This window comes from Streptomyces litchfieldiae (genome assembly GCF_031845365.1).
Taxonomy (GTDB): domain Bacteria; phylum Actinomycetota; class Actinomycetes; order Streptomycetales; family Streptomycetaceae; genus Streptomyces; species Streptomyces litchfieldiae.
Genome location: NZ_JAVREL010000003.1, coordinates 154,347 through 171,973, shown reverse-complemented (window position 1 = coordinate 171,973; position 17,627 = coordinate 154,347). Strand labels below are relative to the sequence as shown.

The window sequence follows — 17,627 nt, the reverse complement described above, 5'->3', positions numbered from 1 at the left end:
CTGCGGAAGCCCGGGATCGGCTCCCATGCGAGGGGTGGAGATGGTGGAGTTGCGCCTGCTGGGCGCGGTGGAGCTGCGCCGGGCCGACGGTGCCCGGGTCGTGCTGGGGCCGCCGCAGCAGCGCGCGTTGCTCGCCGTGCTGGCCATGGCCCCGGGTGTCGCGGTGCCCGTGGAGACGCTGATCGACCGGGTGTGGAGCGACGAGCCGCCGCTGAACGTGCGGGACACCGTCTATGCCTATGTCTCCCGGCTGCGGCGCGTCTTCCGCCAGGCGGCGGGCGACGCCGGCCCGGCCGCGCCCGCGCTGCGCCGCAGGGACGGCGGATACGTGCTGGACATCGCGCCGCACCTGGTGGACCTGCACCGGGCCCGCGACCTGGCACAGCGGGCGCGGACCGCGCCGGAGGTGCCCGAGGGGCCGGCGCACCGCGCCGACCTGCTGCGCGAGGCCACAGCCCTGTGGCGCGGCACGCCTCTGGCCGGGCTGACCGGCGAGTGGGCCGGGCGGGTCCGGGTGAGCCTGGAGCAGGAGCAGACAACGCTGCTGACCGACCGGTTCGCGGCCGAGCTCGCGCTGGGCCGGCACGCGAGTGTGGCCGACGAGCTGCTGGCCTGCACCCTGGAGCACCCGCTGGCCGAGCCCCTGGCCGAGCAGTTGATGCTCGCGCTCTACCGGGCCGGCCGGCAGGCCGACGCCCTCGCGGCATACGCCAGGATCCGGGAGAGCCTGGTCTCGGCGCTCGGTGAGGAACCCGGCCCGGCGCTGCGCCGGCTCCACGAACGCGTCCTGCGCCGCGACCCCGGCCTGGACCACCGGCCCGGGCCGGCCCCGGACGCCGAGGAGACACCGCCCGAGGAGACGGGCCGGCGGGTCGCGCGCCCCGCGCAACTGCCCCGGGACGTCCCCGGGTTCACCGGCCGGAAGCCCTATCTGGAGCAGCTCGAGCAGACACTCCGGCCCGGGGCCGGCGGCGTGGCCGTGGTCGTCGGCCCGGGCGGCGTCGGCAAGACCACGCTGGCCGTGCACTGGGCGCACCGGGCCGCCGGGCGGTTCCCGGACGGCCAGTTGTATGTGGATCTCCAGGGCGCGGGGTCCGGCCCGGCCGAGCCGGCCGCCGTGCTGGGTGCCTTCCTGCGTGCCCTGGGCGCGGCCGACGAGGAGCTGCCCCGGGAGGTGGGTGAACGGGCCGCGCTGTACCGTTCGCTGCTCGACGGCCGCCGCATGCTCGTGGTCCTGGACAACGCCCGCGACGCCGCGCAGGTCCGGCCCCTGCTGCCCGGCGCGCCCGAGTGCGCCACCGTCATCACCAGCCGCGCCCGGCTGTCCGACCTGGACGGGGCGCGCCGGGTGGACCTGGCGGTGATGGACCCGGTGGAGGCGACGGCCCTGTTCACCCACATCGCGGGCGAGCGGCGCGCCGCCGCCGAGCCCGCCGCGGTCACGGACGTCATCGAGGCCTGTGGCCGGCTGCCGCTGGCCGTCCGGATCGCCGCCGCCCGGCTGGCCGCCCGCCCCACCTGGCCCACCCACCTGCTCGCCGACAAGCTCACCGACCACCACCGCCGCCTGAGCGAACTCCGGGTCGGCGACCAGGCCGTCGAGGCCGCCCTCGACCTCAGCTACCGCCAGCTCGCCCCGGAACAGGCCCGGGCACTGCGCCTGCTGGGCCTCCCCGACGGCCCCGACATCTCCCTGCCCGCCGCGGCCGCCCTCCTGGACCGGGACCCCGCCGCCACCGAACACCTCCTGGAAGCCCTCACCGACGCCTCCCTCCTCGAGGCGTCCGCTCCCGGCCGTTACCGCTTCCACGACCTGATCCGCCTCTACGCCCGCGCGCAGGCCGAGCAGGACCAGCCGCCGGAGGACCGCCGGGCCGCCACCACCCGCCTGCTCGACTTCTATCTCGCCACGGCGGCCACCGCCTACACGATCCAGCGCCCCGGCGACCGGACGGCGGAGCACCTGGCGGCCGGACACCTGGCGGCCGGTCAGCGGCACGGTCCCGAATTCGCCACCGCGGAAGCCGCCGTGACCTGGCTGTTCGACGAGGCCGACGGCCTGCTGGCCAGCGCCAGGAACGCGACCGGCCCGGCGACCCTGCGCAAGGCCGCCGATCTCCTGCTCGCCGCAACGGACTTGACGTGGTCGGCCACCGCGTCCGCCACGTTCGCCCACACGGCCACCGCCTTGCTCGAAGCGGCCCGGGACGGCGCGGGCCCCGACGTGCGGTGCCGACTGCACTACGCCCTGGGCCAGGCGTGCCTGAGCAGCCGCGACTTCGAGGCGGCCGACGGGCACGCCCGGCGCGTCGTCGAGCTGAGCACCGCCGCGGGTGACACGGTGCTGCGCGCCCGGGCGATGAACATGCGCGGAGGCATCGCCACCGAGCGCGGCCAGTACGAGCAGGCCGAGCGGCACTACCGGGAAGCCCTCGCCGCGTACCGGCGCGACCCCGAGGGCAATCGCCTGGGCGAGGCGACCGCGCTGGGCAACCTCTCCCGCGTCCACGAACACCTCGGCCGCACCGACGCCGCGATCCGCATGGCCGAGGACTGCCTGGCCGTCCTCCGGGCCCTGCGCCCGCGCCCGGGCCGGCAGATCGGCAACGCCCAGTACGCCCTGGGAACAGCCCTGTCCGCGGCCGGGCGGCACCGCGACGCCCTGACCCATCTCACCGACGCGCACCGGAACTTCCGCCTCTACGGACAGCGGTGGTGGGAGGCCCTGACCCTCTACCGCATGGCCCGGACCCATCTCGCCATGGACGAGCCCGACCGGGCCGCCGCCCTGGCGGAACAAGCGCTCGACCGGCTCGGCGACAGCAGCGTCACGGAGCGCCGCGCCGACATCCACGCCGTCCTCGGCCACGCCCTCCACCGCACCGGCCGCACCGACGAGGCCCGCGTCCACTGGCAGCACGCCCTCGACATCTACACCCGGCACGACAGCCCCGACGCCGCCGGAATCCGGCGGCTCCTCGTCTGAACCACGGTGACGAGAGCGGGGCAGACCGCCACACGGTCTGCCCCCGTTCCCCGGGTGCCGGTCAGCCGGCGTCCGCGCACCCCGGTGCCACGCTCCGGCACCACGCGCCGCCGCGCTTCTTCTTCGTCGTCCACTCGTCGCCACTGCCCTCGGCGTTGGGCTCCGGGCACGCGATCCGTGCCCCGCCGCGCAGCGCCCCCTGTCGCACGAGCCTCATCTCCATTGCCCCCATTCTCGAAAGCGCTGCGTTTCTCGACAAACACAGCTTCCGAGGCGCTGGCCGGCCCCCTGCCGACCGCCTCGAACAGCACTCTCGGGGCGTGGCACGTTGTCGCGCAGCCCTCATTCGCCCCCTGCGACAAACCGCGTCAGCCCAGTTCAGCGGCGTCCGGCCCCGTTCGCGCCCGCCGATCGGCCGGACATTGCGAATCGCGAACGCGGGTCGGTAGCTTGGCGTCAGCCGGCGGGGGGCGTCGAGGTGGGGGGAAGTGTCATGGGCCGTCAGGAGAATCCGCTGGCCGCGGGGGACGGCCCGGCGCAGCGGTTCGCCGCCCAGTTGCGCGAGCTGCGCCGGGGGGCCGGGGGCATCACCTACCGCGCGATGGCGCAGCGCACGCCCTACACGGTCTCCACGCTCGCCCGCGCCGCGAGCGGCGAGCAACTGCCGTCGCTGCCCGTCGCGCTGGCGTATGTGGAGGCGTGCGGCGGGAGCCGGACGGAGTGGGAGGAACGCTGGCACCGGGCCGCCGCGGAGGTGGCCGCCGAGCCGGCCGACGACGAGGACGACGCGTCGCCCTACCAGGGACTGGCCCGGTACGAACCAACCGACGCCGAACGGTTCTTCGGCCGGGAGCAGCTCACCGCCGACCTGGTGGGCCTGGTGCGCGCGCACCGGTTCACCGCCGTGTTCGGGCCGTCGGGGAGCGGGAAGTCCTCCCTGCTGCGCGCCGGCCTCGTGCCCGCCCTGCGCACCCCGGAGCCGGACGGCGACCGGCCGTCGGCGGTGCGGATCCTCACCCCCGGCGAACACCCGTCGCGCGAGCGGGACCATGTGCTGACGCCGGCGACGGGCCGGGGGGACGGGGACACCATCGTCCTGGTCGACCAGTTCGAGGAGGTCTTCACCCTCTGCCGCGACCCGGCCGAGCGCACCGCCTTCATCGACCGGCTCCTCGCCGCCCGGGCGGACGGCAGCCGCCTGCGGGTCGTCATCGCCGTCCGCGCCGACTTCTATCCCCGCTGCGCCGAACACCCCGAGCTGGCCGACGCCGTCAACGCCGCCAGCCTGCTGGTCGGGCCCATGGCCGGCGAGCAGTTGCGGCGCGCCGTCGTCGGCCCCGCCCAGAACGCGCGGCTGATCGTCGAACGCGCGCTGACCACCCGCGTCGTGGAGGAGGTCGCGGGCGAGCCGGGCGGGCTGCCGCTGATGTCGCACGCCCTGCTGGAGACCTGGCGCCGCCGCAAGGGCCGGACGCTGTCGCTGACCGGCTATCAGGCCGCGGGCGGTCTCCACGGCGCCATCGCCCACACCGCGGAGACGGCCTACACCCAGCTCACCGAGGACCAGGCCGCCATCGCCCGGCGCGTCCTGCTGCGGCTCATCACCCCCGGCGACGGCACCCCCGACACCCGCCGCCCCACCCACCGCGCCGAACTCGGCACCGGCGACCCCGGCGACACCGAGCTGGTCATCGAACGCCTGGCCAGGGCCCGCCTGATCACCCTCGACGACAACACCGTCGACCTCGCCCACGAGGCGCTGATCACCGCCTGGCCGCGCCTGCACACCTGGGTCGAGAACGACCGGGAACGGCTGCGCGTCCACCGCGGCCTCACCGACGACGCCCACACCTGGGAGACCCATGACCGGGACCCCGGCCTGCTCTACCGCGGCACCCGCCTCACCGCCGCCGAGGAGGCCTTCCCGCCCGGCCACCGCGACGAACTGACCGCCACCGAAGGGGCGTTCCTCACCGCCAGCACCGCCCTGCGCGACCAGGAGCAGCAGCGCGCGGCACGCAACACCCGCCGGCTCCGCGCGCTCACCGCCGGTCTGTCCGGCTTCCTCGCCCTGGCCCTGGTCGCCACCGGCATCGCCTTCTGGCAGCGTCAGGCCGCCATCACCGCCGAGGACGCCGCCGTCGCCGCGCAGCACGCGGCGCAGTCCCGGCAACTGGCTGCCCTCTCGGGGAACTTGCTCGACTCCGACCCCGAACTGGCCTCGCTGCTGGCCGTCCGGGCGTACCGCACCAGCCCCACCGACGACGCCGTCGCCAGCGTCTACAACGCCGCCGCGCTCGGGCTCAAGGGCAGCCTCGTCGGCCACACGGACCCCGCGACCGCGCTGGCCTTCGGCGCCGACGGAACCCTTCTCGCCACCGCCGCCGAGGACGGGACGGTGCGGCTGTGGGACACGGCCACGGGCGAGGAACGCCACACCCTCACCGTGGCCGGCTCGGTGACGGCGCTGGCCCTCGGCCCCGGCGGCGACCTTCTCGCCACCGCCACCGACGACGGAACGGTCCACCTCCGGAACGCCGCGTCGGGCGAGGAACACCACACGTTCACCCTCGACGGCTCGGTGACGGCGCTGGCCCTCAGCCCGGACGGCGACCTTCTCGCCACCGCCACCGACCAGGGCACGGTCCGGCTGTGGGACACGGCCACGGGCGAGGAACGCCACACCCTCGCCGTGGCCGGCGACGACACAGTGACCACGCTGGCGTTCACCCCGGACAGCGCCACCCTCACCGCCGCTGGCGCCACCGCCACCGGGACGGTGCGGCTGTGGGACACGGCCTCGGGCGAGGAACGCCGCACCTTCACCGTCGATGACGTGACGGTGGACTCGGTGGCGCTCAGCCCGGACGGCACCACGCTCGCCACCGGCAGCGGCGGCGACGAGGGCACGGTGCGGCTGTGGGACGTGGCCACCGGCCAGGAACGCGGCGCCTACCCGAGCCACAGCGACGGCGTGTTCGCCCTGGCGTCCGGACCCGACGGCACCACGCTCGCCACCAGCCGGGAGAGCGACGCCGGGACCGTTCTGCTGTGGGACATGGCGACCGGCACGGAACCGCGCACCTTCACCATCGAGGGCGGCGGCGTTGAGTCGGTGGCGTTCAGCCCGGACGGCACGGCCCTCGCCGTGGTCGACGGTCTCCGCTGCGAGTTGCGGGATGTGGCCAGTGGCGAGTTGATCCGTACCTTCTCGCCCGACGGCAGCCTGATGTACGGGGCGGCGTTCAGCTCGGACGGCACCACGCTCGCCACCACCGGCGCCACCTACCTCGGTGACGAGCAGACCAGCGACTTCGTCCCGGAGGACTGGGCGGGCACGGTGCGGCTGTGGGACGTGGCGACGGGCGAGGAACTCCGCACCCTCACCGCCGACGCCAGTTGGCTGGGCACCGTGGCGTTCAGCCCGGACGGCACCACCCTCGCCGCCGGCGGCGGTGACGAGGGCATGGTGCAGTTGTGGGACGCGGCCACCGGCCGGGAGCTGCACACCATCCCCTTCGGCGACAACTCGGCGGACGAGCTGGCGTTCAGCCCGGACGGCACCACCCTCGTCACCGACAGCAGCGGCGAGGCGGACGTGGTGCGGCTGTGGGACGCGGCCACCGGCGAGGAACTCCGCACCTACGGCAGCGGTGACTCCGTGTCCGCCGTGGCGTTCAGCCCGGACGGCACCACCCTCGCCACCGATGGCGGCCCGGACGTCGCGCTGCGGCTGTGGGACGTGGCGACCGGAGCCGAACTCCGCACCTACACCGGCGACTCGACGAGCGACGTGGCGTTCAGCCCGGACGGCACCACCCTCGCCGCCAACGGCGGCTACCAGGGCATGGTGCGGCTGTGGGACGTGGCGACGGGCGCGGAGCGCCGCGTCCTCACCGGCGGGGACACCTCCGCGACCGGCGTGACGTTCAGCCCGGACGGCACCACGCTGGCCGCGGGCGGCGGCGACGGGATCGTGCGCCTGTGGGACGCGGCGCTGCCCGACGTGGACGAGGCCGTCGGACAGATATGCGACGCCGCCGGGCGCGAGTTCACCGCGGAGGAACGATCCCAGTACCTCCAGGACCTGCCCGCCGGAGCGGCGTGCCGCCCATAGCGCCGAGTGGCCCGTCGGCCGCCGTGGGGAAGGGGTGCGTTACGGCGCCCGGTGGTCCCTCCGGCGGCGCAGCCGAGTGTCCATGCGGCGTGTGGCCCACAAAACGGTGCTCGGCGCTATGGTCAAGGTCTCGCCGGTGGCGAAGTGGAGGCGCTTGCGGCCGGGAGCCAGCGTGATCATGTCGGCCACCGTGAACTCCTGGCCCCCGACCATCACTTGATCGCCACGCAGCACAGTGCCCGCACCCACCTCCACACTCACGTGGACGAAACTCTGCTGACTGGGCATGAGGCGCGGCGCGATCAAGGAGCCCTCCATTGCGTGCAGTTGGTTGCGGGTTGGGCCCTGTCGCCGGGAACCGCCGAGCGGGGGCCGGCGACAGGGGGTCTACGGGGTGGCGTCCGCCAGCGGCGGGGCTGGCACCGCCACCGGGGGCGGACGCTCGGCGGGCACGGTGCTCGCGGCGTAGATCAACGCGCCGCAGTCCGCGCAGTGCGCGCCGTCCTCGCGGCGGTCGAGCCGGCCGGTGTGCAGGCATCCGGACACGGGTGTGCTCCTAGGGATCCATCATCGACAGGTAGGACAGCGCCACGAGCGCCACCAGGTGCGCGCCGATGAAAAGCGGGCCGGCCTGCGCGCTGAACCAGCGCGCCGCCTGAGTCAGGAGCGGGTCAGTGCCGCGACGATGGCGCGCGCGGTGGCGACGTTGCATCGGCCGAGTTCAATCAGGGTCGGGGTGTGCGGGCTGGTCCACGTTCCGTGGTCGACGCCGAGGCTCGGCAGCGTGATGCCGTGTTCGGCGAGCGCCGCCTTCAGCGCGGCCACGACGTCACACGCCTCGTCGTTGGACGCCGGGGCTGCGGCGGGTCTGAGTGAATCAAGTGTCATGGCGCCTCCGAGCACGGTCAGTTGCGGCCGCCGTGCGTGATCGGGGCAGCACGGCGAGCTATCTGACTCCTCAGACTGGGGCCGAACGGCGACAAGTGCAACACTACGAATAGGTCCACACGCCTTTTGGCACTCGAACATATGACGCGCATTCCGTAGCGGGTCAATGCCCCATTACATTGCGAGCGTTGGAGGGGTTACAGAATGAACGCCGGGAGGGTAAGCCAATGACGGATGGAGCAACGGGATCGACCGTTCCGAGACGGCAGCTCGGCCGCTATCTCCGCGAACTGCGGGAGAAGGCGCGCCTATCGGTCAAGGCCGCGGCTGAGAATCTCGAATGGTCCACGCCGAAGATCTGGCGTATCGAGACAGGGCAGGTGGCGTTGCGCAGCCTCGACGTACGCAACATGTGCGAGATCTACGGCGCTTCGCCCGAACTCACCCAAGCTCTGATGGGACTCGCGAAGGAGACCAAGGCCAAAGGGTGGTGGCACGCCTACGGCGACGTCATCCCGGAAGGCTTCGACCTGTACGTGGGGCTGGAGGCGGCAGCGAGTAGCCTGACCCTGTATCACGGGGAGATCATCCCGGGCCTGCTCCAGACCGAGGGCTTCGCCCGGGACATCATCCGCACTCACATCCGTGGCATCAGCGAACACGAACTCGACGGGCGGGTCCGCCTGCGGATCGCACGGCAGACGATCCTCACCCGAGTGACCAAGCCGCTAAACCTGCGCGTGGTCCTCAGCGAGACCGTCCTGCGCCGGCCCATCGGCGGAGCTCAGGTCATGGCGAACCAACTGGCCCACCTGGTCTATCTGTCCGGGCTGCCCAACATCGCCCTGCGCGTCGTTCCTCTCGCCGCTGGCGCTCACGAAGGCGTGGTCACCGGGCCGTTCAACATCCTTCGCTTCCCGCTCAACGGGGACGGGACGGAGAGCGAACCCCCGACCATCTACGCAGACGGATACACAGGGGGCTTGTACCTGGACAAGCCGAAGGAGGTGGCACAGTACGACGAGGCGTTCCGGGGAATCTGGGAAGCATCGCTAACTGAGCAGGCGTCGCGACGTCTGATCGCTGAAGTGGCAGGAAGCTATGAACAAGGTTGATCCCAACGGGTGGTTCAAGTCGAGCTACAGCAACGGCAATGGGGATTGCGTGGAGGTGGCAGACCTCGGCGGGGCAGTCGCCCTGCGTGACAGCAAGCAGCAGGCCGGGCCCGTCCTGGTCAGCACAGTCGAGGTTTGGCAGGCGTTCATCACGAGCGTGGGCAACGACGAGTTCGGCAGGGCCTGACCTCCCGAACGACGCGTGCGCCCCCGCGCGCCAGCCCCCTGCCTGGGGCTCGGTGGCGGGGGCGCATTCGCCATGGGAAAGCGAGTTCGACACCTGACAGACGCGGTAAGGGGCCGCTGCCGCTGGTCGATCCGGACGGCCGACCACCGGGGAATGGGCCTGGGTCGCCCGCCAGGCGCCGCCGAACTCGGCGCGCTGGACGATCTCCCCGAGATGTCGACCTGGTCGTCCGCCTCCACCGTCCTGAGTGGACGGATCCAGCGGCGTGGCGCGTGGCGTGTGCCTCGCGGGATCATGGGGCTCGGCCGGTTGAAGATCCGCTACGCGCGGCGTTGAGCCCTCGCTCGCTTCACGACATGAGCTTGGCGATTCCAGCCATCTCCGTCGGCGGGTCGATCACCGGCTGGAAGACCAACTCATCGATCCCGGCCCGTTCCATCGTTGCGATGCGGGCGAGGAGCGCGTCCCGCGTTCCGACCAGGGTCAGCCTCTCCATCAGCGACGGCAGGACCAGGTCCCGGTCCGCCGGCGCGATCCGGCCCAGGTAGTTGGCGTACAGCGCGGTGAACGTGGAGCCGCGCCGATCCAGAAGGCGCCGCACCGCGGCGCGTTCCTCCGCGCTGAGCGCCTCGGCGAGCGACGGTTTGTCGGCGGCGTACGTCAGCAGCGACAGGGCGATGTGCCCCGTCGCGTCCCGGGCCCGGTCGCCGGACGGGTCCTCGCCCTCCTCCAGCACGTACAGCGAGGTCATCAGATACGAGTCGGCCCCGCTCTCCGCGCCCCCGGCCTCTCGTCGAGCGTCGTGGAACGCGCGCCACGCCGCTGGGTCCAGCAGGCCGAACGAGATGATGCCGGTGCCGCGACGCCCGGCCACGGCGGCGGCCTTCGTGCCAAGGGCCGCCACCACGAACTCGATGGGCTCGGCGGTGTTCACGTGTTGCTCGATATGCAGGAACCGAACCTGGCTGACCCGCTCGCCCTCGCGGTACTCGGCGGAGCGTCCGGCGCACAAGTTCTGGAGCGCGGCCGTGAATTGGCCGAGTTCATCCGTCGTGGTCGGCGGCATCCCCAACGTGCGCCGCGCCGTGTTCCCGGTGCCGACGCCGCAGATGATCCGGCCCGGCGCCAGGGCGTTGAGGCTGGCCAGCCCGGACGCGGCGGCCGGGGCCGACCGTAACGCCGGGGAGGTCACTCCGATGCCGAGCTTGATGCGGCTGGTGGCCTTCGCGCACAGGGCCAGGGCCACGAACGGATCGCCGTGGAGCATCGGGGTGTCGTAGACCCAGAAACTGCTGAAGCCCGACTCCTCGGCGCATGCGGCGAGTTCCTCCACGCCGGGGTGTGCCGTGACCACGATGCCTCTGCGCATGATGTCTCCCGAAGGCCGGACCGGACGGGAGACTTTCGATCCCCCTTGTAGGGAGAGGATCGACCTGGACGGCGGGAAATCCTAGGGGGCCGTCCGTGACCGGGCGTTCGTCGCCCCGGGTGTGACAGCGGTCACCGCCCGGGGCAGAATCGTTCCCGGCGGGCGAGAGCGGGGGTGGCATGACGATCGCGGTCGGTGATCTGGTCGAGGATCGCTATCGCCTGCTGCGGAGGATCGGCTTCGGCGGGATGGGTGTGGTCTACGAGGCGCGGGACACCGCGCTCGACCGCCGGGTGGCGGTGAAAATCCTGACGGCCGTGGCCGGCGGTGAGGCGCCGGAGCGCTTCCGGCGCGAGGCGCGGGCGCTGGCGCGCATCGAGGCGCCCAATACCGCGGGGGTGTACGACTTCGGGGTCCATCTGGACACGCCCTACCTGGTGATGGAGTTCCTCGACGGCGTGGACCTCCAGACGCTGGTGGAACGCAGCGGCCGGTTGCCGGACGCGGTGGTCGCGGCCGTCGCGGCCGGGGTCTGCTCCGGCCTGGCCGCCGCGCACGCCGTGGGAGTGCTGCACCGCGACGTCAAGCCGAGCAACATCCGGATCACGCCCCTAGGGCGGGTCGTGCTCCAGGACTTCGGAATGGCGTGGCTGGTCGAGGACTCGACGCGGATCACCAGAACGGGCGCGCTGGTCGGCACCCCCCGGTACATGCCCCCGGAGGTCATCCTCGGTGAACTTCCCAGCCCGGCCGGTGACCTGTACAGCCTGGGCCTGTGCATGCACCTGATGCTCACGGGCGAGTCGCCGTTCGGCCGGGTCGACGACATCGGCGCCATCCTGCTGCGCGTCATCGACGAGGGCGCGCCGCGGCTCGTCGGAAGTTTCCACGGGATCGCCCGCGAACTAGCCAAGCTGACAGATGCGTTGACCGACCGCGCGCCAGCCGGGCGGCCACGGGACGCGCAAGCCGTCGGTGACCTCCTCGCGCCGATACTGCGCGCGGCGCCCGACGGGACCCGGATGCTGGGCGATCTGGTGCGGCAGAGCATTCGGGTGGGCGCGGTCCAGCACATGTACACGGACACCGCGCTCGGGGACCGTTCGTACCCCGAGTATCTCGACGCCGCCCCATCGCCGCCCCGCCAGCCGCGGTCCCCGGACGACTCGCTCACCCTCAGCGACGTCACGCGCGACATCGTCCTGCACAGCATGACCACGGAGACCGCCCTGTCGCGCCAGCGCGAGGCCGTTAACCTGGTCCTGCGCGGCGAACTCCAGGAAGCGATGCGGGTGCTCACCTCGGTCGTGCACGTGTGCACCAGGGGGCTGGGGGCCGATCACCCGACCACGCTCGCCGGACAGTACTGGCAGGCCGTCTGCCTGGCGAGGCTCGGGGCGAGTGGCGAGGCACTCGCGTTGTTCTCCGCGATCAGTGGCCACGTCGCGCGCGGAAGGAACGGAGACACCACAGGTGCGTGAGATTCGCATTCACGTTGTCGCGGGCGGGCATCCCGACGGGGCCGAGGAGGACCTCCGTTCCCTGCGGAACTGGCTGGCCGCCGACGAGTCGCTGCGCCGCGAGGTGCGGGCGAGCCTGACCGCCTCGGGGCCGGCGCCGGCCGGCGCCATGGGAATCGGGTTCGACATCCTCCAACTGGCGATCGGCTCGGGCCTGTCCGCGGGCGCCCTGGCGGTCTCCGTTCTCCAGTGGCGCGACTCCCGCCGCAACCGCCCGGGCCTCGTCCTGCGCCGGGGCGCCATCGAGGTGGAGATTCCGGCCGACGGCGTTCACCCCGACACCCTGGAACGCGTCATCGCCCTGCTCGACCAGGACCCGGACGGCCCGGCCGGCGGCGATGGATCGGCTTCCTGACCCCGCCGCCTCCAGGGCCGTGCTCATCGGCACCAGTTCCTACCGGCACCTGGAGCAACTGCCCGCCGTCTCGGCCAACGTGCGGGACCTCGCCGACGCGCTGCGCGACGCGATGCTGTGGGGCCTGCCGGAGCAGCACTGCACCGTCATCTCCGACCCCGACGACGCCTCCGGCATGCTCGACGCGGTGCACCGGGCGGCGCAGGAGGCCAGTGACACCCTCCTCGTGTACTACAGCGGGCACGGCCTGCGCGACCCCGACACCGCGGACCTTTATCTGGCGCTCACCGGTTCGCGGGAGAACGTCGGTTACACGGCGGTCGCGTACGAGCACGTGCGCGCGGCGGTGCGTTCCGCGCGGGCCCGGCGCTGTGTGGTCGTGCTGGACTGCTGTTTCAGCGGGCGGGCCGCCAGGGTCCAGGGCGGCGACGTGGCCGCCCAGGCGGCCGTGGACGGCGCGTACGTGCTGGCCTCGGCGCCCAGGGACCGGGTGGCGTTGGCCCCGGAAGGGGAGTTGCACACCGCCTTCACCGGCGAACTGCTGCACCTGATGCGGCTGGGGATCACGGACGGGCCGGAGCTCATCGACCTGGAGACGATCTACCGGGTGCTGGACGAGCGGTTGCGGGCAAAGAACCGTCCCCAGCCGCAGCGTTCACTGGAGAACGACATCGGGCGGCTGCCGCTGATCCGCAACCGGGCGCGCGCCGGCGGGCACGCCCCCGCGGGCCCGGTGCTGGACGCCGAGGTCCGCTCCGCGATGGTGGTCGCCGGGCTCGGCCTGGCCCGGCTGCTGCGCTCGGCGGGGCGCAACCGGGACGCCGTGCCGGTGTTGCGCCTGGCCGCGGAGGAGCAGACGCCGGGCGCGGAGGGCAACGACACGTTCGCCGTCCAGCTCGAACTCGCCGAGGCGCTGGCCGAGGCGGGCCGGCTGCGGGAGGCGATCGCGGTGCTCGAACAGGCTTTTCACCGGACCCGGGAGATGTACGGGCCGGAGGCGGTGCTGGTCTGCCGGCGGCTGGCCGATCTGCTCCAGGAGTCCGGCAACCACATCCAGGCCTGCGAGGTGCTCAAACACGCGCTGGATCTCACCCAGCGGGAGACCACCGGCCGGTCCGCGCCCTGACGGCCCAACGAGGTCCGGCGGCTCGGCTATGCGCTTCGGTCGGCGCCAGCGGCGTCCGCCAGTTCGTGGACCTCAGCGGCGACGCGGGCCCACGCGCACTCGGGCAGCTCATGGCCGACTCCCGGCAGCAGCACCAGACGCGAGCCCCGGATCCGCGACGCGATTCTCTTCGCCGCGCCCGGCTTGATGAGCGGGTCGTCCTCCCCGTGAAGTACCAGCGTCGGCCGGGTGATGGCGCTGATCGGCGGGCCGTGCCACTGCGCGCCGATCTGGCGGCTCTGTGCCTGCTGGTCGTGCACGCCGCTGTCCGCGCTGCGCTCGGCGGCCTCCCGTGCGGCCGACTCGTCGAAGGGGCGGTTCGGGGAGGCCAGGAGACGGGAGACCGCGACTCCGGCCGCGACGGCCCCCTCGGGTGTGTCGGGGAACTTCAGGCGGGCGAACTTCCCCAACGTTCCCATCCGTATGTACCGAAGAGCCCGCAGGCCCGAGACATCGCCCGGAACGGCGGCCATGGACGTGAGTGTCCGGACGCGGTCCGGGTGCCGCAGCGCCACCCGCTGGGCGACGGCACCGCCGAGTGAGACACCCAGCAGATGCGCCGACTGCCACCCCAGGGCGTCCATGACCGCGACGGCGTCGTCGGCCATGTCCTCGGCCGTGTACGCCTCGCCGCGTTTGGCGAACAGCGCGGAGATCGGGTTGCGCGTGGCGGTGGGCGGCAGGTGTGTCGACTCGCCGCCGTCGCGCTGGTCGTACCGGGCCACCGCGAAGCCCCGCGCGGCCAGTGTCCGGCACAGCCCGTCCGGCATCCACAGCCGGTTGGCGCCCAGACCCGTGGCCAGCAGAAGCGGCTCGCCGTCGGTCCGTTCGGTCAGCGAGTCGAAAGCCAGCCGCACCGCGCCGTTCCCGGCCCAGCGCACCGGGCTCCACAGATCTGTCGATGACGATGACGAGGACACGAGAACAACCCCCCATAACTGCGATCGACGTTCGCAGTTTCTAGTGTAAGGAACGCACCATGGGAACGGAAGAGGCGGGTGGACCAGTGGCCCAGGAGCCAGTGACCGTCTGGGCGCGGCCCGAACGCGGCGCCCGCGGCCCCGCGGCTGTGCACAGCCGTGCGGAGTTGACCACCGTCGCCGTTCAACTGGCCGACGAGAGCGGCCTGTCGGCGGTGTCGATGCGTCACGTGGCCAGGGTGCTGGGCACCGGCCCGGCATCCCTCTACCGCTACGTCTCCGGCCGCGACGACCTGCTCGACCTGATGGCCGACGCGGTGACGGGGGAGATCGACCTCGATGTACCGCTCAGCGGGGACCCCGTTCCGGATCTGGCCGCCCTGGCGGTCCGGACCAAGGCCGTTCATCTGCGGCACCCCTGGCTGTCCGACATCCCGCCGGAGCCGCTCCGGCTGGGTCCCCGGGGCCTGAACTACCTGGAATACGCGCTGCGGGCGATGGCCGGCGTCCCCCTGCCCGGTGGGACCAAGATGGAAATCGTCGCCCTCATGAACGCCCTGGTCACGCAGTTCGCCCGGGCGGAACTCCGGGGCGGCGGCGCGGACACCGGCCGCCAAGCCGCGCAGGCCGCCTACCTGAACGAGACGGTCGCCCGGGGAGACCATCCGCATGTCGCCGCCGCCCTGGCCGATCGCACCGAGACGGAACCGGTGTTCGACCGAACGATGCGCCGGGTGCTCACCGGCCTCGTTCCCCCAACCCAGTGACCTGGCTCACACCCGAGCTCCTGTCAGAAATCGGGGCGCTGTCCCGTCAAGGAGGCAAGCGAACCAGACAGGAGCAACGCATGCAGCACCGCATCCTCGTCCTCGGCGCCGGATACGCCGGGGCCTTCGCCGCCGGGATCCTGGCCCGCCGCCTCTCCCCCGGCGACGCCGAGATCACCGTCGTCAACGCCGAACCCGACTTCGCCGAGCGGATGCGCAACCACCAGCTCGCGGCCGGCCGGGAGATCAAGACCCGGCAGCTTGCGGACGTGTTCGCGGGCACCGGGGTGCGGCTGCGCCTGGCGCGCGTCACCGGTGTCGACCCCGAACGCGGGACCGTCGCCGTGACCGACGAGGACGGCGACGACGAACTCGCCTACGACACGCTCCTCTACACGCTCGGCAGCGCCGTCGCCGACCACGGCGTCCCGGGCGTGGCCGAGCACGCGTTCAACGTCGCCGGCCGGTCATCGGCCCTGCGGCTGCGCGAGCACTTGGACGGCCTGGCCGAAGAAGGGAACGTGCTGGTCGTCGGCGAGGGTCTGACCGGCATCGAGGCCGCCACCGAGATCGCCGACGCGCGGCCGGGCCTCTCGGTCACGCTGGCCGCCCGCGACGAGTTGGGCGCCTGGCTGTCCCCCAAGGCCCGCGACCACATGCGCCGCGCGTTCGACCGGCTCGGCATCACCGTGCACGAGCACACCAGCATCGAGGCCGTCGAACCGACGCGGGCGATCGGCGCCGACGGCACCTCCTTCCCGTCCGAGGTGACCGTGTGGGCGGCCGGGTTCGCCGTCCATCCCATCGCCGCCGCCAGCGGTCTGGAGGTCGCCGACACCGGCCGGATCATCGTCGACGGCACCATGCAGTCGGTCTCGCACCCGAACGTCTACGCCGCCGGCGACAGCGCCAACGCGATCAGCAGGAACGGCCAACCGCTGCCGATGTCCTGCTACTCGGCCGGCATCACCGCCGCCCAGGCGACGGGCGCCATCGTGGGACGCCTGACCGGCCGCCGGATCCCGAGCACCACGCTGTCCTACCCCGGCAACTGCATCAGCCTCGGGCAGCGGGACGCGATCCTTCAACTGCTCGACAGCGACGAGCGATCGAAGTCCTGGTACATGGGCGGCCGGAAGGCCACGCGTTACAAGGCGGGCGTCCTGCGGAGCAAGCTCTGGAGCATTTCGCACCCGACGTACGGCATGCCGAAGCGCAGGCGCCGCCTGGCCACCGCGCCCGACCTGTCCACCGAGAAGGTCACCGCCTAGGCTGATTCGCGCATGGACGGCACCGCCACCGATCGTTTCGAGGCCAGTCGGGACCGGCTGGCCTCGCTCGCGTACCGTCTGCTCGGCTCGGCCGCCGACGCCGAGGACGCCGTGCAGGACGCGTTCCTGCGCTGGCAGGCCGCCGACCGCGGGCGGATCGAGGTGCCGGAGGCGTGGCTGACCAAGACCGTCACCAACCTCTGCCTCGACCGGCTCCGCTCGGCGCAGGCGCGCCGCGAACGGGCGGTGGGCGCCTGGTTGCCCGAGCCGCTGCTCGAGGGCGACCCGATGCTCGGCCCGGCGGACACGTTCGAGCAGCGCGAATCGGTGTCGTTGGCCTTGCTGACCCTGATGGAACGCCTCTCACCGGCCGAGCGGGCCGTGTACGTCCTGCGCGAGGCGTTCTCCTTCAGCCACGCCGAGATCGCCGAGATCCTCGACATCACCGAGGCCGGCAGCCAGCAGCACCTCCACCGGGCCCGACGCCATGTCACCGCGGCGCGCCGCGGCGGCGGCGAAGTCGACCCCGCGTCGGCGCGCCGAGTCGTCGAGGAATTCCTCGACGCCGCCTCGTCGGGCCGCGTCGAACGGCTCGTGGCGTTGCTCACGGATGACGCGACCGCGATCGGGGAGGCGGCGGGGCCGCCCACGACGCTGCTGCGGTACGAGACGGCCGAACGCGTCGCCGCCCTGGCGCGGGGCGCCTTCAAGCCATCCCCCGCGAAACGCCGCCTGGCCGGCGGCGCCCCGGCGATCCACCTGGAGCGGGTCAACGGCTCCCCCGCGATAGTCGCCGTACTCGGCGACCGGGTGGTCGGCGCGGCGGTGTTCGAGATCCGCGACGGCAAGGTGGCGACGATGCACGGCTTCGCAGCCGCACCCCGCCTCGCACGCCTCACCGAGGCCTGGCGGCAACGCGACGAACCCGGGACGCCGCTCACCGAGTGGTAGGCGGAGGCGCGGGGCA

Annotated in this window: 15 protein-coding genes; 10 read left to right on the top strand and 5 right to left on the bottom strand. The window is 72.9% G+C overall.

Translation table 11 applies throughout. The features are described 5' to 3' along the window. Nucleotides 1-25: 25 nt before the first annotated feature. A complete protein-coding gene (locus tag RM590_RS07350) occupies nt 26-2,986 on the top strand; it encodes an AfsR/SARP family transcriptional regulator (protein ID WP_311703573.1) in 2,961 nt (986 codons plus the stop codon). 61 nt (nt 2,987-3,047) lie between these two features. Here RM590_RS07350 and RM590_RS07345 read toward each other — a convergent pair whose 3' ends face one another. Continuing rightward, nucleotides 3,048-3,209, bottom strand: coding sequence for a hypothetical protein (locus tag RM590_RS07345; RefSeq protein WP_311703572.1), 162 nt, complete (start codon nt 3,207-3,209; stop codon nt 3,048-3,050). A 270-nt stretch (nt 3,210-3,479) separates the two neighbouring features. On the opposite strand from RM590_RS07345, the gene RM590_RS07340 reads away from it, so the two are divergent. Then, entirely contained in the window at nt 3,480-7,103 is a 3,624-nt protein-coding gene (locus RM590_RS07340) for an nSTAND1 domain-containing NTPase (RefSeq protein ID WP_311703571.1), read from the top strand. Between the two features lie 387 nt (nt 7,104-7,490). On the opposite strand, the gene RM590_RS07335 is transcribed toward RM590_RS07340, so the two are convergent. Together RM590_RS07335 and RM590_RS07330 are read right to left on the bottom strand one after the other, a co-directional pair. Further along, on the bottom strand, nt 7,491-7,649 hold the full coding sequence (locus RM590_RS07335) for a hypothetical protein (protein WP_311703570.1): 159 nt from the start codon (nt 7,647-7,649) through the stop codon (nt 7,491-7,493). A 114-nt stretch (nt 7,650-7,763) separates the two neighbouring features. After that, nucleotides 7,764-7,991 (bottom strand): hypothetical protein, encoded by a 228-nt coding sequence (locus RM590_RS07330; RefSeq protein WP_311703569.1) that lies wholly within the window; start codon nt 7,989-7,991, stop codon nt 7,764-7,766. 227 nt (nt 7,992-8,218) lie between these two features. On the opposite strand from RM590_RS07330, the gene RM590_RS07325 reads away from it, so the two are divergent. Then, nucleotides 8,219-9,106 carry a helix-turn-helix domain-containing protein gene (locus tag RM590_RS07325; RefSeq protein WP_311703568.1) on the top strand — a complete coding sequence of 296 codons (888 nt, stop codon included), beginning with the start codon at nt 8,219-8,221 and terminating at the stop codon, nt 9,104-9,106. Further along, nucleotides 9,093-9,293, top strand: coding sequence for a DUF397 domain-containing protein (locus tag RM590_RS07320; protein ID WP_311703567.1), 201 nt, complete (start codon nt 9,093-9,095; stop codon nt 9,291-9,293). The genes RM590_RS07325 and RM590_RS07320 overlap by 14 nt, the downstream gene beginning before the upstream one ends. A gap of 349 nt (nt 9,294-9,642) precedes the next feature. On the opposite strand, the gene RM590_RS07315 is transcribed toward RM590_RS07320, so the two are convergent. Further along, nucleotides 9,643-10,662 (bottom strand): LLM class flavin-dependent oxidoreductase, encoded by a 1,020-nt coding sequence (locus tag RM590_RS07315; protein ID WP_311703566.1) that lies wholly within the window; start codon nt 10,660-10,662, stop codon nt 9,643-9,645. A gap of 179 nt (nt 10,663-10,841) precedes the next feature. Here RM590_RS07315 and RM590_RS07310 point away from each other — a divergent pair, with 179 nt between their 5' ends. From RM590_RS07310 to RM590_RS07300, 3 genes are read left to right on the top strand one after another with little or no spacing between them, the layout of a single operon-like run. Further along, nucleotides 10,842-12,143 (top strand): serine/threonine-protein kinase, encoded by a 1,302-nt coding sequence (locus RM590_RS07310; RefSeq protein WP_311703565.1) that lies wholly within the window; start codon nt 10,842-10,844, stop codon nt 12,141-12,143. Next, nucleotides 12,136-12,537, top strand: a complete 402-nt coding sequence (locus tag RM590_RS07305) for an effector-associated constant component EACC1 (RefSeq protein WP_311703564.1) — start codon at nt 12,136-12,138, stop codon at nt 12,535-12,537. Before RM590_RS07310 ends, RM590_RS07305 begins: the two co-directional genes overlap by 8 nt. Then, entirely contained in the window at nt 12,521-13,663 is a 1,143-nt protein-coding gene (locus RM590_RS07300) for a caspase, EACC1-associated type (RefSeq protein WP_311703563.1), read from the top strand. The genes RM590_RS07305 and RM590_RS07300 overlap by 17 nt, the downstream gene beginning before the upstream one ends. A 26-nt stretch (nt 13,664-13,689) precedes the next feature. On the opposite strand, the gene RM590_RS07295 is transcribed toward RM590_RS07300, so the two are convergent. Beyond that, nucleotides 13,690-14,583, bottom strand: coding sequence for an alpha/beta fold hydrolase (locus RM590_RS07295; protein WP_311703562.1), 894 nt, complete (start codon nt 14,581-14,583; stop codon nt 13,690-13,692). A 98-nt stretch (nt 14,584-14,681) separates the two neighbouring features. Here RM590_RS07295 and RM590_RS07290 point away from each other — a divergent pair, with 98 nt between their 5' ends. The 3 genes from RM590_RS07290 to RM590_RS07280 all read left to right on the top strand — a co-directional run bounded on the left by RM590_RS07290 (nt 14,682) and on the right by RM590_RS07280 (nt 17,611). Continuing rightward, a complete protein-coding gene (locus tag RM590_RS07290; protein ID WP_311703561.1) occupies nt 14,682-15,389 on the top strand; it encodes a TetR/AcrR family transcriptional regulator in 708 nt (235 codons plus the stop codon). A gap of 80 nt (nt 15,390-15,469) precedes the next feature. Then, nucleotides 15,470-16,660: an NAD(P)/FAD-dependent oxidoreductase gene (locus RM590_RS07285; protein WP_311703560.1), complete on the top strand. Its 1,191-nt coding sequence runs from the start codon at nt 15,470-15,472 to the stop codon at nt 16,658-16,660. 12 nt (nt 16,661-16,672) lie between these two features. Next, nucleotides 16,673-17,611 carry a sigma-70 family RNA polymerase sigma factor gene (locus tag RM590_RS07280; RefSeq protein WP_311703559.1) on the top strand — a complete coding sequence of 313 codons (939 nt, stop codon included), beginning with the start codon at nt 16,673-16,675 and terminating at the stop codon, nt 17,609-17,611. The last annotated feature ends 16 nt before the right edge of the window (nt 17,612-17,627 follow it).

What these genes read in the sequence shown, in the direction of transcription:
- RM590_RS07280 (WP_311703559.1), top strand. Translation starts at nt 16,673, where the DNA reads ATGGACGGCACCGCCACCGATCGTTTCGAGGCCAGTCGGGACCGGCTG.
- RM590_RS07350 (WP_311703573.1), top strand. Translation starts at nt 26, where the DNA reads ATGCGAGGGGTGGAGATGGTGGAGTTGCGCCTGCTGGGCGCGGTGGAG.
- RM590_RS07285 (WP_311703560.1), top strand. Translation starts at nt 15,470, where the DNA reads ATGCAGCACCGCATCCTCGTCCTCGGCGCCGGATACGCCGGGGCCTTC.
- RM590_RS07330 (WP_311703569.1), bottom strand. Translation starts at nt 7,991, where the DNA reads ATGACACTTGATTCACTCAGACCCGCCGCAGCCCCGGCGTCCAACGAC.
- RM590_RS07290 (WP_311703561.1), top strand. Translation starts at nt 14,682, where the DNA reads ATGGGAACGGAAGAGGCGGGTGGACCAGTGGCCCAGGAGCCAGTGACC.
- RM590_RS07300 (WP_311703563.1), top strand. Translation starts at nt 12,521, where the DNA reads ATGGATCGGCTTCCTGACCCCGCCGCCTCCAGGGCCGTGCTCATCGGC.
- RM590_RS07315 (WP_311703566.1), bottom strand. Translation starts at nt 10,662, where the DNA reads ATGCGCAGAGGCATCGTGGTCACGGCACACCCCGGCGTGGAGGAACTC.
- RM590_RS07325 (WP_311703568.1), top strand. Translation starts at nt 8,219, where the DNA reads ATGACGGATGGAGCAACGGGATCGACCGTTCCGAGACGGCAGCTCGGC.
- RM590_RS07340 (WP_311703571.1), top strand. Translation starts at nt 3,480, where the DNA reads ATGGGCCGTCAGGAGAATCCGCTGGCCGCGGGGGACGGCCCGGCGCAG.
- RM590_RS07345 (WP_311703572.1), bottom strand. Translation starts at nt 3,209, where the DNA reads ATGGAGATGAGGCTCGTGCGACAGGGGGCGCTGCGCGGCGGGGCACGG.
- RM590_RS07310 (WP_311703565.1), top strand. Translation starts at nt 10,842, where the DNA reads ATGACGATCGCGGTCGGTGATCTGGTCGAGGATCGCTATCGCCTGCTG.
- RM590_RS07320 (WP_311703567.1), top strand. Translation starts at nt 9,093, where the DNA reads ATGAACAAGGTTGATCCCAACGGGTGGTTCAAGTCGAGCTACAGCAAC.